This is a genomic window from Streptomyces sp. NPDC045695, from assembly GCF_056432025.1.
In genome coordinates, this window is the sequence record NZ_JBWKJU010000009.1 from 1 (window position 1) to 13663 (window position 13663).

At 70.6% G+C, this 13663-nt stretch carries 13 protein-coding genes; 6 read left to right on the forward strand and 7 right to left on the reverse strand.

The window, feature by feature from the left end; translation table 11 throughout:
• Positions 1–157: 157 nt before the first annotated feature.
• A complete protein-coding gene (fabI, locus tag AC07DU_RS17495; RefSeq protein ID WP_360899520.1) occupies positions 158–928 on the reverse strand; it encodes an enoyl-ACP reductase FabI in 771 nt (256 codons plus the stop codon).
• Positions 929–933: 5 nt separating this feature from the next.
• Entirely contained in the window at positions 934–1653 is a 720-nt protein-coding gene (gene fabG / locus AC07DU_RS17500; protein WP_360899523.1) for a 3-oxoacyl-[acyl-carrier-protein] reductase, read from the reverse strand.
• Positions 1654–1799: 146 nt separating this feature from the next.
• Here fabG and AC07DU_RS17505 point away from each other — a divergent pair, with 146 nt between their 5' ends.
• The 3 genes from AC07DU_RS17505 to tyrS all read left to right on the forward strand — a co-directional run bounded on the left by AC07DU_RS17505 (position 1800) and on the right by tyrS (position 6093).
• Positions 1800–3362, forward strand: a complete 1563-nt coding sequence (locus AC07DU_RS17505; RefSeq protein WP_479112161.1) for a TldD/PmbA family protein — start codon at positions 1800–1802, stop codon at positions 3360–3362.
• Positions 3359–4759, forward strand: a complete 1401-nt coding sequence (locus AC07DU_RS17510) for a metallopeptidase TldD-related protein (protein WP_479112163.1) — start codon at positions 3359–3361, stop codon at positions 4757–4759. Before AC07DU_RS17505 ends, AC07DU_RS17510 begins: the two co-directional genes overlap by 4 nt.
• Positions 4760–4824: 65 nt before the next feature.
• Positions 4825–6093 (forward strand): tyrosine--tRNA ligase, encoded by a 1269-nt coding sequence (gene tyrS / locus AC07DU_RS17515; protein WP_360899532.1) that lies wholly within the window; start codon positions 4825–4827, stop codon positions 6091–6093.
• A gap of 127 nt (positions 6094–6220) precedes the next feature.
• On the opposite strand, the gene AC07DU_RS17520 is transcribed toward tyrS, so the two are convergent.
• Entirely contained in the window at positions 6221–6499 is a 279-nt protein-coding gene (locus tag AC07DU_RS17520; protein WP_360899535.1) for a GlsB/YeaQ/YmgE family stress response membrane protein, read from the reverse strand.
• A 188-nt stretch (positions 6500–6687) separates the two neighbouring features.
• On the opposite strand from AC07DU_RS17520, the gene AC07DU_RS17525 reads away from it, so the two are divergent.
• Complete coding sequence (locus tag AC07DU_RS17525) at positions 6688–7029, forward strand: DUF3099 domain-containing protein (protein WP_360899538.1); 342 nt, start codon at positions 6688–6690, stop codon at positions 7027–7029.
• 151 nt (positions 7030–7180) lie between these two features.
• Positions 7181–7417 (forward strand): hypothetical protein, encoded by a 237-nt coding sequence (locus AC07DU_RS17530; RefSeq protein ID WP_479112399.1) that lies wholly within the window; start codon positions 7181–7183, stop codon positions 7415–7417.
• A 59-nt stretch (positions 7418–7476) separates the two neighbouring features.
• Here AC07DU_RS17530 and moaA read toward each other — a convergent pair whose 3' ends face one another.
• The 3 genes from moaA to AC07DU_RS17545 all read right to left on the reverse strand — a co-directional run bounded on the left by moaA (position 7477) and on the right by AC07DU_RS17545 (position 10727).
• Positions 7477–8466: a GTP 3',8-cyclase MoaA gene (gene moaA / locus AC07DU_RS17535; protein WP_366868996.1), complete on the reverse strand. Its 990-nt coding sequence runs from the start codon at positions 8464–8466 to the stop codon at positions 7477–7479.
• A 231-nt stretch (positions 8467–8697) separates the two neighbouring features.
• A complete protein-coding gene (locus tag AC07DU_RS17540) occupies positions 8698–10365 on the reverse strand; it encodes a solute symporter family protein (RefSeq protein ID WP_360899547.1) in 1668 nt (555 codons plus the stop codon).
• The gene (locus tag AC07DU_RS17545) at positions 10362–10727 is read right to left on the reverse strand and encodes a DUF485 domain-containing protein (RefSeq protein WP_360899554.1); all 366 of its coding nucleotides are present in this window, start codon (positions 10725–10727) and stop codon (positions 10362–10364) included. Before AC07DU_RS17545 ends, AC07DU_RS17540 begins: the two co-directional genes overlap by 4 nt.
• 257 nt (positions 10728–10984) lie before the next feature.
• Between AC07DU_RS17545 and AC07DU_RS17550 the strand changes: the two genes are divergently transcribed.
• Positions 10985–12529: a S8 family serine peptidase gene (locus tag AC07DU_RS17550; RefSeq protein WP_360899557.1), complete on the forward strand. Its 1545-nt coding sequence runs from the start codon at positions 10985–10987 to the stop codon at positions 12527–12529.
• 69 nt (positions 12530–12598) lie between these two features.
• On the opposite strand, the gene AC07DU_RS17555 is transcribed toward AC07DU_RS17550, so the two are convergent.
• Complete coding sequence (locus AC07DU_RS17555) at positions 12599–13642, reverse strand: zinc-dependent alcohol dehydrogenase family protein (RefSeq protein ID WP_479033041.1); 1044 nt, start codon at positions 13640–13642, stop codon at positions 12599–12601.
• Positions 13643–13663 lie beyond the last annotated feature (21 nt).

Sequence of the window (13663 nt, forward strand, 5' to 3'; positions counted from 1 at the left end):
CCCCTCTCCCCCCCCCCCCCCCCCCCCCCCCCTCCCCCCCCCCCCCCCCCCCCCCCCCTCCCCCCCCCCCCCCCCCCCCCCCCCCCCCCCCCCCCCCCCCCCCCCCCCCCCCCCCCCCCCCCCCGCCGCCGTACGGAACCGCTGGTCTGACCTGGGGTCAGGCACCCATCGCGTGCAGACCGCCGTCGACGTGGATGATCTCGCCGGTGGTCTTCGGGAACCAGTCCGACAGCAGGGCGACGACGCCCTTGCCGGTCGGCTCCGGGTCGCTCATGTCCCAGTCCAGCATCGAGCGGGAGTTCCAGACCTCGGCCAGCTCGCCGAAGCCCGGGATGGACTTCGCGGCCATGGAACCGATCGGACCGGCCGAGATCAGGTTGCAGCGGATGTTCTCCTTGCCCAGGTCACGGGCGAGGTAACGGCTGGTGGCCTCCAGAGCGGCCTTGGCCGGGCCCATCCAGTCGTACTGCGGCCAGGCGAACTGCGCGTCGAAGGTGAGGCCGACGACGGCCGCGCCCTCCTGCGGGAACAGCGGCTTGCAGGCCATCGTCAGCGACTTCAGCGAGAACGCCGAAACGTGCATGGCGGTGGCGACCGACTCGAACGGGGTGTTCAGGAAGTTGCCGCCGAGCGCGTCCTGCGGCGCGAAGCCGATGGAGTGCACGACCCCGTCCAGGCCGCCGAGCTCGTCGCGGACGAGGCCCTCCAGGCGGTCCAGGTGCTCCTGGTTGGTGACGTCGAGCTCGATCACCTTGACCGGCTTGGGCAGCTTCTTGGCGATGCGCTCGGTCAGCGACGGGCGCGGCCAGGCGGTGAGGATGACCTCGGCGCCCTGCTCCTGGGCCAGCTTGGCGGTGTGGAACGCGATGGAGGACTCCATCAGCACTCCGGTGACGAGGATGCGCTTGCCCTCAAGGATTCCGCTCATGGTGATCAGTGACCCATGCCCAATCCGCCGTCAACGGGAATGACGGCTCCGGTGATGTACGCGGCGTTGTCGGACGCCAGGAAGCTGACGGCGGCCGCGATCTCCTCGGGCTGCGCGTAACGGCCGAGCGGCACCTGGCCGACGATGCCGGCACGCTGCTCGTCGGTGAGCACCTTCGTCATGTCGGTGTCCACGAAACCGGGGGCCACGACGTTGAAGGTGATGTTGCGGGAGCCCAGCTCGCGGGCGAGCGAGCGGGCGAAGCCGACCAGCGCGGCCTTGGAGGCGGCGTAGTTGGCCTGCCCCGCCGAGCCGAGGAGTCCGACCACCGAGGAGATCAGGACGACGCGGCCCTTCTTGGCGCGGAGCATGCCGCGGTTCGCGCGCTTGACCACCCGGAAGGTGCCGGTGAGGTTGGTGTCGACGACCGACGAGAAGTCCTCCTCGGACATCCGCATCAGCAGCGTGTCCTTGGTGATGCCGGCGTTGGCCACCAGCACCTCGACCGCGCCGTGCGCGTCCTCGATCTGCTTGTAGGCCTGCTCCACCTGCTCGGAGTCGGTGATGTCGCACCGCACCGCCAGGACGCCGAGCGAGGTGAGCGCCTGCGGCGGCTCACCCGAGCGGTACGTGATCGCGACCTTGTCGCCGGCCTCTGCGAAAGCTCGGGCGATGGCGAGGCCGATGCCCCGGTTTCCTCCGGTGACGAGAACCGAGCGGCTCAACGGATCACCCTTTCGAGTAGCGGTCTGAATAGCAAAAACCTATCGGTCGCATCGCCCGTTCGGAGAATCGGTCCCCGACAGGGCCTCGCTGCGGGCTCTGTCGAGTCCCTACAGAAAGATGTAGGCACAAGCGCCCCGATCGCGACATGATCGGGGCGACCGGCCCCGACCCCGGGAGGACTTCCGTGCCCCATACCATCGACGCGGCCTTCACCGCGCTGCCCCTGCGGGCGCTCGCCGACGCGGCGCTCGCCCGGGCTCGCGCGCTGGGCGCCGAGCATGCCGACTTCCGGCTGGAGCGGATCCGCAGCGCCTCCTGGCGCCTGCGGGACGCCAAGCCCTCAGGAGGGTCCGACACCACCGACCTCGGATACGCGGTCCGGGTGGTGCACGGGGGCAGCTGGGGGTTCGCCTCCGGTGTGGACCTGACCATGGACGCCGCCGCGAAGGTGGCCTCGCAGGCCGTGGCCATGGCGAAGCTGTCCGCCCAGGTGATCAGGGCCGCCGGTTCCGACGAGCGCGTGGAGCTCGCCGAGGAGCCGGTGCACGCGGAGAAGACCTGGATCTCCGCCTACGACGTGAACCCCTTCGAGGTGCCGGACGCGGAGAAGGCGGCGCTGCTCGCCGACTGGAGCTCGCGGCTGCTGGCGGCCGACGGGGTCGCGCACGTGGACGCCTCGCTGCTCGCCGTCCACGAGAACAAGTTCTACGCCGACACCGCGGGCACCGTGACCACGCAGCAGCGGGTCCGGATCCACCCGCAGCTCACCGCGGTGGCCGTGAACGCCACCACCGGCGAGTTCGACTCGATGCGCACCATCGCACCGCCCGCGGGCCGCGGCTGGGAGTACCTGACCGGCACCGGCTGGGACTGGGACTCCGAACTGGAGCAGATCCCGGGGCTGCTCGCCGAGAAGATGCGGGCGCCGAGCGTGCAGGCCGGGCGCTACGACCTGGTCGTCGACCCGTCCAACCTGTGGCTCACCATCCACGAGTCCATCGGCCACGCCACCGAGCTCGACCGGGCCCTGGGCTACGAGGCGGCGTACGCGGGGACCTCCTTCGCCACCTTCGACCAGCTGGGCAAGCTCAAGTACGGCTCGCCGATCATGAACGTGACGGGTGACCGCACCGCCGAGCACGGGCTGGCCACGGTCGGCTTCGACGACGAGGGCGTCGAGGCGCAGAGCTGGGACCTGGTCAAGGACGGCACCCTGGTCGGCTACCAGCTGGACCGGCGGATCGCGAGGCTGACCGGCCTCGGCCGCTCCAACGGCTGCGCGTTCGCCGACTCCCCGGCGCACGTGCCCGTCCAGCGGATGGCGAACGTCTCGCTCCAGCCGGACCCGGGCGGGCTGTCCACCGAGGACCTGATCGGCGGTGTGGAGCGCGGGATCTACGTGGTCGGCGACCGCTCCTGGTCGATCGACATGCAGCGCTACAACTTCCAGTTCACCGGCCAGCGGTTCTTCCGCATCGAGAACGGCAGGCTGGCGGGGCAGCTGCGCGACGTCGCCTACCAGGCCACCACGACGGAGTTCTGGGGCTCGATGGAGAAGGTCGGCGGCCCGCAGACCTACGTCCTGGGCGGCGCCTTCAACTGCGGCAAGGCCCAGCCGGGCCAGGTCGCGGCGGTCTCGCACGGCTGCCCGTCCGCGCTGTTTCGCGATGTGAACATCCTGAACACCACGCAGGAGGCCGGGCGATGAGCTCGTCGATGCGCACCACCAAGCCCCACGAGATCGTCGAGCAGGCGCTGGAGCTGTCCACCGCCGACGGCTGTGTCGTCATCGCCGACGAGGAGTCGACCGCCAATCTGCGCTGGGCGGGCAACGCGCTCACCACCAACGGCGTCACCCGCGGCCGCACCCTCACGGTCATCGCCACGGTGGACGGCAAAGAGGGGACGGCCTCGGGGGTCGTCTCGCGCTCCGCCGTCACCGCCGCCGACCTGGAGCCGCTGGTACGGGCCGCCGAGGCGGCCGCCCGCGGGGCGGGCCCGGCGGAGGACGCCCAGCCGCTGGTCACCGGCACCCCCCACTCGCCGGACTTCACCGACGCCCCCGCGGAGACCACGTCGGCGGTGTTCGCGGACTTCGCCCCGGCCCTCGGTGAGGCCTTCGCCCGGGCCCGCGCGGGCGGCCGGGAGCTGTACGGCTTCGCCAACCACGAGCTGGTCTCCACGTACGTCGGCACCTCGACGGGGCTGCGGCTGCGCCACGACCAGCCCAAGGGCACCCTGGAGCTCAACGCCAAGTCCCCCGACCGGCAGCGCTCGGCCTGGGCGGGCCGCTCGACCAGGGACTTCAAGGACGTGGACCCGACCGCGCTGGACGCGGAGCTCGCCGTGCGCCTGGGCTGGGCGGAGCGGAGGATCGAGCTGCCCGCCGGGCGGTACGAGACGCTGCTACCGCCGACGTCCGTGGCGGACCTGCTGATCTACCAGATGTGGTCCGCGGCGGCCCGGGACGCGGTGGAGGGCCGTACGGTCTTCTCCAAGCCCGGCGGCGGTACCCGGCTCGGCGAGAAGCTGTCCGAGCTGCCGCTCACCCTGCGCAGCGACCCGAACGCACCGGGCCTGGAGTCCGCGCCGTTCGTGATCGCGCACAGCTCCGGCGACGACGCCTCGGTGTTCGACAACGGCCTGCCGGTCCCGGCGACCGACTGGATCCGGGACGGTGAGCTGGCCAGGCTGACCACGACCCGGCACACCGCCGGGCTGACCGGGCTGCCCCTCTCCCCCGGCTTCGGAAACCTGATCCTGGACGGCGGCGGCGACAAGTCGCTGGACGAGATGGTGGCGGGGACCGAGCGGGGTCTGCTGCTGACCTGCCTGTGGTACATCCGCGAGGTGGACCCGGCCACGCTGCTGCTCACGGGCCTGACCCGGGACGGCGTCTACCTGGTGGAGAACGGGCAGGTCGTCGGCGAGGTCAACAACTTCCGGTTCAACGAGTCCCCGGTGGACCTGCTGTCGCGGGCCTCGGAGGCCGGGCGGACCGAGAAGACCCTGCCGCGCGAGTGGAGCGACTGGTTCACCCGGGCCGCGATGCCGGCGCTGCGCATCCCGGACTTCAACATGAGTTCGGTCAGCAAGGGCGTCTGACCCACCTAGACTGATCGTTGCAACGAAGTGTTGCAATTCCGATCATCCGAAGGAGTCGAGAGACCGTGACGGACATCGTCGACGAACTGAAGTGGCGTGGGCTCTTCGCCCAGTCCACTGACGAAGAAGCGCTGCGCAAGGCCTTCGCGGACGGTCCGGTCACGTTCTATTGCGGCTTCGACCCGACGGCCGCCTCGCTGCACGTGGGGCACCTGGTCCAGGTGCTCACCGTGCGCCGGCTGCAGCTGGCCGGGCACCGGCCGCTGGCGCTGGTGGGCGGGGCCACCGGGCAGATCGGTGACCCCCGGCCGACCGCCGAGCGGACCCTGAACGACCCGGAGACCATCGCGAACTGGGTCACCCGGCTGCGCACCCAGATCGAGCCGTTCCTGTCCTTCGAGGGCGAGAACGCGGCGCTCATGGTGAACAACCTGGACTGGACGGCGGGCATGTCCGCCATCGAGTTCCTGCGGGACATCGGCAAGCACTTCCGCGTCAACAAGATGCTGACGAAGGACTCGGTCGCCAAGCGGCTGGAATCCGACCAGGGCATCAGCTACACCGAGTTCAGCTACCAGCTGCTCCAGGGCATGGACTTCCTGGAGCTGTACCGGCGCTACGGCTGCGTGCTCCAGCAGGGCGGCTCCGACCAGTGGGGCAACCTGACGGCCGGGCTCGACCTGATCCACCGGGTCGAGCCGGGCGCGGTCGTGCACGCGCTGGCGACCCCGCTGATGGTCAAGGCGGACGGCACCAAGTTCGGCAAGTCCGAGAGCGGGGCCGTCTGGCTCGACCCGGAGATGACCACGCCGTACGCGTTCTACCAGTTCTGGCTGAACGTGGACGACCGGGACATCTCGACCTACATGCGGATCCTGTCCTTCAAGTCCCGAGAGGAACTGGAGGCGCTGGAGGCGCAGACCGCCGAGCGACCGCAGGCGCGTGCCGCCCAGCGGGCGCTGGCGGAGGAGCTGACCACGCTGGTGCACGGCGCCGACCAGTGCGCCGCCGTGATCGCCGCGTCGAAGGCGCTGTTCGGCCAGGGCGAGCTGGCGGAGCTGGACGAGGCCACGCTGGCCGCGGCCCTGTCCGAGCTGCCGCACGCCCGGGTGGCGGAGCTCGGCCCGGTGGTCGACCTGCTCGCGGAGACCGGTCTGGTCGCGAGCAAGTCGGCGGGCCGTCGGACCGTGAAGGAGGGCGGTGCCTACGTGAACAACGTGAAGGTCACCGCCGAGGACGCGGTTCCGGCCGCGGAGGACCTCCTGCACGGTCGCTGGCTGGTGCTGCGCCGGGGCAAGAAGAACCTGGCGGCGGTCGAGGTCGTCGGCGCCTGATCACGGGACGTCACTGACGTCACGGCACGGAACACGGCGCAGGGGCCGGTTCGGACGCACCGTCCGGCCGGCCCCTGCGTCATGCGCGGAGCGCCTCACACGGGGAGCGCCTCGCACGCGGAGCGCCTCACACCCGCTGGCGTCTGCCGCCCCGCATGGCCACGTAGATCATGTCGCCGATCCCGACGACGAGCACGGCTCCGGCGAGTTGGAGCAGGTGCCGGACCCAGTCGATGCCCCTGGTCTCCTCCACGCCGATCCAGGTGGCCACCGCGTTGCCGAGGACACCACCGATGATGCCGAACACGGTGGTCAGCCAGAGGGGCTGGTGCTGCTTGCCCGGCAGGATGGCCCGGGCTATCAGCCCCAGCACGAAACCGACGATGATCGCCCACAACCAATGCATGTCGAGCCTCCTCCTGGCGCCTGGCGGCGCACGTGGGCCCAGTCTCGACCCGTGGGACATAGCGCGCATGTCGGATGACTCCGTCCGAGCGCCCGCCAGGGGTGGCCCCCTCTCCTCGCCCGCACGGGGGCGGCGTACCGTGGGAGGTCCGGGCCGGGACTGCCCGGCGGGCGATCGGGTGGTGGAGCATGGAGCGGACGAAGCGGCAGAAGCGGAACGGGGCCGAGGTCTTCAGGATCACCGGGGCCCGGATGGGCCTCGCCGAGGACGTGCGGGGCCGCCAGCGCCGATATGTGATCTCGATGGCCGTCAGAACCCTGTCGGTCATCGCGACCGTGCTGTTGTGGAACGTGCAGCGCCCCGTGGCGATCGTGACCCTCGTCGCCGGCGCCCTGCTGCCCTACGTGGCCGTGGTGATCGCCAACGCCGGGCGCGAGTCGACGCCGTCGTTGCCCTCGCACTTCCTCCCGGCTCCCGCACGGCTGGAGCTGGACGCCGGAAAGCTCAAGAAAAGCTCAGATCAATCATGAAGTTCCGGTGCACTCGACGGGGTCCTGCGTGACATACTGCCTACGCGCTCCGCATCCCCCGTCGGAGCGACGGACCGACGCCGGGCAGCTCCCCCCGTGGCTGCTCGGCGTCGCCTTTCCGTTCTAGGGTTGGGCCGTGACTTCCTCTGACATCTCCGGCCCCGACGAGACCCCCGTCTGCTCCGCCAAGGGCTGCCGCGAAGCGGCCGTGTGGGTCCTCGCGTGGAACAACCCCAAGCTGCACACGCCGGAGCGGCGCAAGACCTGGCTGGCCTGCGAGGAGCACCGCGAACAGCTCTCCCAGTTCCTGGGGGTCCGCGGTTTCCTCAAGGGCGTCGTGAAGATCGACGAGTGGGTGCAGCCGGAGGGCTCGGAACGCCTGCGCTGAACGTCTGCGCTGAACGCCCGCGCTGAACTCCTGCGAACTCCGGTCCGGCAGCGGGAAGTTCAGCCGCCGATGGCGGACATCGGGCGGTCGGGCTGGAGGAAGGACGGGTCGTCGAGGCCGGACCCGGCCTTCTTGCCCCACATCGCCACCTTCCACAGGCGGGCGATCTCCTCGTCCGGGGCGCCCGAGCGCAGGGCGGCGCGCAGGTCCGACTCCTCGGTGGCGAACAGGCACGTACGGATCTGGCCGTCGGCCGTGAGCCGGGTGCGGTCGCAGGCGCCGCAGAACGGGCGGGTGACCGAGGCGATGACGCCGACGGTGGCCGGGCCGCCGTCGACCACCCAGCGCTCGGCCGGGGCGGAGCCGCGCTCGTCGGCCCCCTCCTCGGTGAGGGTGAAGCGGGTGCGCAGGGACTCCAGGATGTCCCCGGCGGTGATCATGCCGTCGCGCTTCCAGCCGTGCTGGGCGTCGAGCGGCATCTGCTCGATGAAGCGGAGCTCGTATTCGTTCTCCACGGCCCAGGCGAGGAGGTCGGGGGCCTCGTCGTCGTTGAGTCCCGGCATGAGCACGGCATTGACCTTGACGGGGGTCAGCCCCGCGTCGCGGGCGGCGGCCATCCCGTCGATGACGTCCCGGTGCCGGTCGCGGCGGGTGAGGGTCTTGAAGACCTCGGGCCGCAGGGTGTCCAGGGAGACGTTCACCCGGTCCAGGCCGGCGGCCTTCAGGGCCTGGGCGGTGCGCTTGAGACCGATGCCGTTGGTGGTCAGCGACATCTTGGGGCGCGGTTCGAGGGCCGCGCACCGCTCGACGATCCCGACCAGGCCGGGGCGCAGCAGCGGCTCGCCGCCGGTGAAGCGGACCTCGGTGATGCCGAGCTGCGTGACGGCGATGCGGATCAGCCGGACGATCTCGTCGTCGCTGAGCAGATCCGACTTGCCGAGCCACTGCAGTCCCTCTTCGGGCATGCAGTAGGTACAGCGCAGATTGCACCGGTCGGTGAGCGAGACGCGCAGGTCAGTGGCCACGCGGCCGTACGTGTCGAGAAGCACTGTGGGCCCCCTCCCCTGTCCGGATGTAGAGGTACGCGCGACCTGTGGGATCTTCTTCACGCGTTCTCTTTCGAGACTACGCGACCCGTGTGACAGCCAGAGGTGCCCGAATGAACGAGACGTAACACGGCCGCGTCGTAGGGACCTACGACGCGGCCACGTTCAGTGTTCGGCCGAACTCATAGAGCCCGCTCAGTGGGCCCTCTCAGCAGGCCCGCTCAGTGGGCCCGCTCAGTGGGCCCCCGTGCCGGTCAGGGAGCGGACCTCCAGCTCGGCGAACTTCTGCGGGTCGGCCTTCTCCTTGGACAGGACCGTCCCCAGCCACCCCAGCAGGAAGCCGAGCGGGATGGAGATGATGCCGGGGTTCTCCAGCGGGAACCAGTAGAAGTCGGCGTCCTTGAACATCGAGGTGGGCTTGCCGGACACGACCGGGGAGAACAGCACCAGGCCGACCGCCGAGACCAGCCCGCCGTAGATGGACCACAGGGCCCCCCGGGTGCTGAAGCGCTTCCAGAAGAGGCTGTAGAGGATCGTCGGCAGGTTGGCGGAGGCGGCCACCGCGAAGGCGAGCGCCACCAGCCCGGCCACGTTCAGGTCGCGGGCCAGCGCCCCCAGGCCGATGGCGACGGCGCCGATCACGACGGTGGACCAGCGGGCCGCGCGCATCTCCTCCTTCTCGGTGGCCTTGCCCTTGCGGATGACGTTGACGTACAGGTCGTGCGCGAAGGAAGAGGAGGAGGCCAGGGTGAGGCCCGCGACCACGGCGAGGATGGTGGCGAAGGCGACCGCCGAGATCACGGCGAGCAGGACGGCGCCGCCGGTGGAGTCGGGGCCGCCGCCGATCTCCTGGGCGAGCAGCGGGGCGGCGGTGTTGCCGGCCTTGTTGGAGGCGAGGATGTCGGCCCGCTTGAGGAGGGCCGCGGCGCCGAAACCGAGGGCGATGGTCATCAGGTAGAAGGCGCCGATGATGCCGATGGCCCAGTTCACGGACTTACGGGCAGCCTGGGCCGTGGGCACGGTGTAGAAGCGGATCAGGATGTGCGGCAGGCCCGCGGTGCCGAGGACCAGGGCGAGGCCGAGGGAGATGAAGTCCAGCTTGGTCAGCGAGTCCTTGCCGTACTTGAGTCCGGGCTCCAGGAACTTCGTGCCCTGGCCGCTGTTCTCGGCGGCCTGGCCCAGCAGGGCGGAGATGTTGAAGTCGAACTTCAGCAGCACCAGGAAGGTGATCAGCAGGGCGCCCGCGATCAGCAGGACGGCCTTGATCATCTGGACCCAGGTGGTGCCCTTCATGCCACCGATGGTCACGTAGACGATCATCAGTACGCCGACGAGCGCGACCACGGCCACCTTGCCGCCGTCGCTGGTGATGCCGAGGAGGAGCGAGACGAGCACGCCGGCGCCGGCCATCTGGGCGAGCAGGTAGAAGATCGAGACCACGATGGTGGAGGTGCCGGCGGCGGTACGCACGGGCCGCTGGCGCATCCGGTACGCGAGGACGTCGCCCATCGTGTAGCGGCCGGAGTTGCGTAGCGGCTCGGCGACGAGCAGCAGGGCGACCAGCCAGGCCACCAGGAAGCCGATGGAGTAGAGGAAGCCGTCGTAGCCGAACAGGGCGATGGCCCCGGCGATGCCGAGGAAGGACGCGGCGGACATGTAGTCGCCGGAGATGGCGAGGCCGTTCTGGAAGCCGGTGAACTGGCGCCCGCCCGCGTAGAAGTCGGCGGCGTCCTTGGTCTGGCGGCCGGCCCAGACGGTGATGACCAGGGTGGCGACGACGAACAGCCCGAACAGGGTGATGATCAGCGGCCGGTGTTCGGAGGCGCCCGCGGCGACCGTCGTGAGGCCGGTCGGGTCCGCGAGGCCGGTCAGATCGGTCAGACCGGTCAGCGTGCCGCTCATTCGGCGGCCTCCATCCGCGCCTTGATGGCCTGCGCCTTGGGGTCGAGCTTCGTGGCGGCGTGCCGCGAGTACAGCCAGGCGATGAGGAAGGTCGTCGCGAACTGGGCGAGACCGAGCACGAGGGCGACGTTGACGTTGCCGAAGAGCTTGGTCCCCATGAAGCCGCCCGCGTAGTTGGACAGCAGGACGTAGAGCAGGTACCAGGCGATGAAGGCCACGGTGAGCGGGAAGGCGAAGGAGCGGTAGGAGCTGCGCAGTTCGGCGAACTCGGCGCTCTGCTGGACGCTCGCGAAATCATCGGCCGTCGGGCCCGCCGGTGGCGTTCCCGTGCCGCCCGGCGGCGGCGCTGCTTCGGTGGTCACGGGGGGATCTCCTTGTGACGCGGGTGCGGTGGGGACGACGGACAAAACAACCTCCGTGTGGGGGGACGGTGGTGCCGAGCCCCCCTGTCAACGGCACGGCCGGCGCGTCGGGACGGTTCAACACCCCCGGATTCTTCGAAAACTGATTTCTCGAACTGATGGCGCAAAGGGGAACGACGACGCTAGGTTCGCGTGTCATGAACCCGTCCGACGCGACCGCGCACGGACGGCTTTCTCGAAGATGATGTGGAGAACCCATGGCTCATCTGGGATCCGGCCGCCGGCATGCCCTCGCCGTTCCGGTCGGCCTGGCGCTCACCGCCTCGCTCGCCTTCCTGCCCTCGGTCGCGGCCTCCGCCGCCCCGCTGGGCAACACGGCGGACGCGGCGACGGCTTCGAAGGCCGACACCACTGGCCCCAAGCTGTCCTACGTGGCGAACCTGAACTCCTACGCCACGGTGACGGCCGCCAAGAAGGCCATAGAGCGCGCCGGTGGAACGGTGGTGACGGCCTATGAGGAGATCGGGGTCGTCGTCGCACATTCCCAGAACCCGGACTTCGCCAAGCAGCTGCGTGCCCAGCGCGGCCTGTTCGTGTCGGTCGGTGCCACCCGGACGGCCCCGATGCAGGCCGTGCAGACCACCGAGGAGGGCGCCACTCAGCGGCTGAGCGAGGCGGACGCCGCCAAGGCGGCGGCGCAGGCCCAGGAGGGTCAGGAGCCGCTCGAGTCCAACCAGTGGGACCTGCGGACGATCAAGGCCGACGAGGCTCACAAGATCAACGATGGCAGCCAGGACGTCACCGTCGGCATCATCGACACGGGTGTCGACGACACCCACCCCGATCTCGCCCCGAACTTCTCCAAGGAGCAGTCGGCCAACTGCGTCGGCGGCGTCGCGGACACCACCGAGGGCGCCTGGCGCCCGTACGCCGACGGCAGCGACCACGGCACGCACGTGGCGGGCACCATCGCGGCCCCCCGCAACGGCATAGGCATCAGCGGTGTCGCGCCCGGCGTGAAGATCGCCGCGATCAAGGTGAGCGAGCCCGGCACCAGCCTCTTCTACACCGAGGCGGTCGTCTGCGGCTTCATGTTCGCCGCCGAGAAGGGGATCGAGGTGACCAACAACAGCTACTACGTCGACCCCTGGCTCTACAACTGCAAGGCGGACGACGACCAGAAGGCGCTCGTGGAGGCCATCGGCCGGGCCACCAAGTACGCCGAGCGCAAGGGCACGCTCCACGTGGCCTCGGCCGGCAACTCCAACCACGACCTGGCCGGGGACTCGATCCTGGACGACTCCAGCCCGAACGACACCACTCCGGGGCCGCGCACCATCGACCCCAAGGTCTGCCTGGACCTGCCCACGCAGCTGCCGGGTGTCGTCACGGTCTCGGCGACCGGTGACAAGGGCCTGCGCTCGTACTACTCCAGCTACGGCCTCGGGGTCGTGGACGTCGCCGCCCCGGGCGGCGACAAGTGGCAGGTCCCGGCCACCCCGGACGCCAACGGCCGCGTGCTGTCGACCGTCCCGGGCGGGGGCTACGGCTACAAGCAGGGCACCTCGATGGCCGCGCCGCACGTGGCGGGCGTCGCGGCGCTGCTCAAGAGCGCCCACCCCTCGGCCACGCCCTCGCAGATCCAGGCGATGCTCAAGGGCCAGGCCACCAAGGCCAGCTGCCCGAGCCAGATCTACAACAGCGCGGGCACCCTGATCGACGCCACCACCTGCCAGAGCAAGTGGGGCCAGACGGGCTACTACGGCTACGGCGTGGTCGACGCGCTCAAGGCCGTCAAGTAACCGGCTGATACGGCAGAGGGCCGGACGGGGTGACCCCGTCCGGCCCTTTCCCGTATCGAGACTCGGGAGTCAGAGCGTGATCATGACCTTGAGCGCACTGCGGTCGTCCATCGCGCGGTAGCCCTCGGGGACCTCGTCCAGGGACACGGTCCGGTCGAAGACGGGCGACGGGTCGATCGCGCCGCTGAGCACGTCCTCCAGCAGCTCCGGGATGTAGGCCCGGACGGGAGCCACGCCACCGCGCAAGGTGATGTTGCGGTCGAACATGACACCGAGGTCGAGGCCGGTGCCGCTGCCGTGCGGGACGCCGACGTAGCCGACGGCGCCGCCGTCGCGGGTGATGTTCACGGCGGTGCGCATGGACTGCTCGGTGCCGACCGCCTCGATGACCGCGTGCGCGCCCCGGCCGCCGGTGAGCTCGCGGACGGCCGCCTCGGCGGCCTCCCCGCGCTCGGCGACGACATCGGTGGCCCCGAAGAACTTGGCGATGTCCGTACGGGCCGTGTGGCGGCCCAGTGCGATGATCCGCTCGGCACCGAGGCGCTTGGCGGCGAGGACCCCGCACAGGCCGACCGCGCCGTCACCGACGACCGCGACCGTCGAGCCCTCGCGCACGCCCGCGCCGAGCGCCGCGTGGTGGCCGGTGCCCATGACGTCGGAGAGCGCGAGCAGCCCCGTCAGCAGGTGGTCGTCGCTGACCGCCGCGGCGGGCAGCTTCACCAGGGTGCCGTCGGCGTGCGGGACGCGTACGGCCTCGCCCTGGCCGCCGTCGTGGCCGACCGAGCCCCAGAAGCCACCGTGCTCGCACGAGGTGAACAGGCCCTCGGCGCAGTAGTCACAGGTCCCGTCGGACCACATGAAGGGGGCGACCACGAGGTCGCCGGCGCGCAGGCCCGACACGGCGGAGCCGGTCTCCTCGACGATCCCGAGGAACTCGTGGCCGATGCGCTGGCCGGGCTGGCGCGCGGCCGCGCCGCGGTAGGCCCAGAGGTCGCTGCCGCAGATGCAGGCGCGCAGGACGCGGACGACGGCGTCCTCGGGGCGCTGGATGGCGGCGTCGGGCACCTCCTCCACGCGGATGTCGTGAGGGGCGTGGATGACGGTGGCGCGCATGGTGGTGCAGTCCTCCGGGTG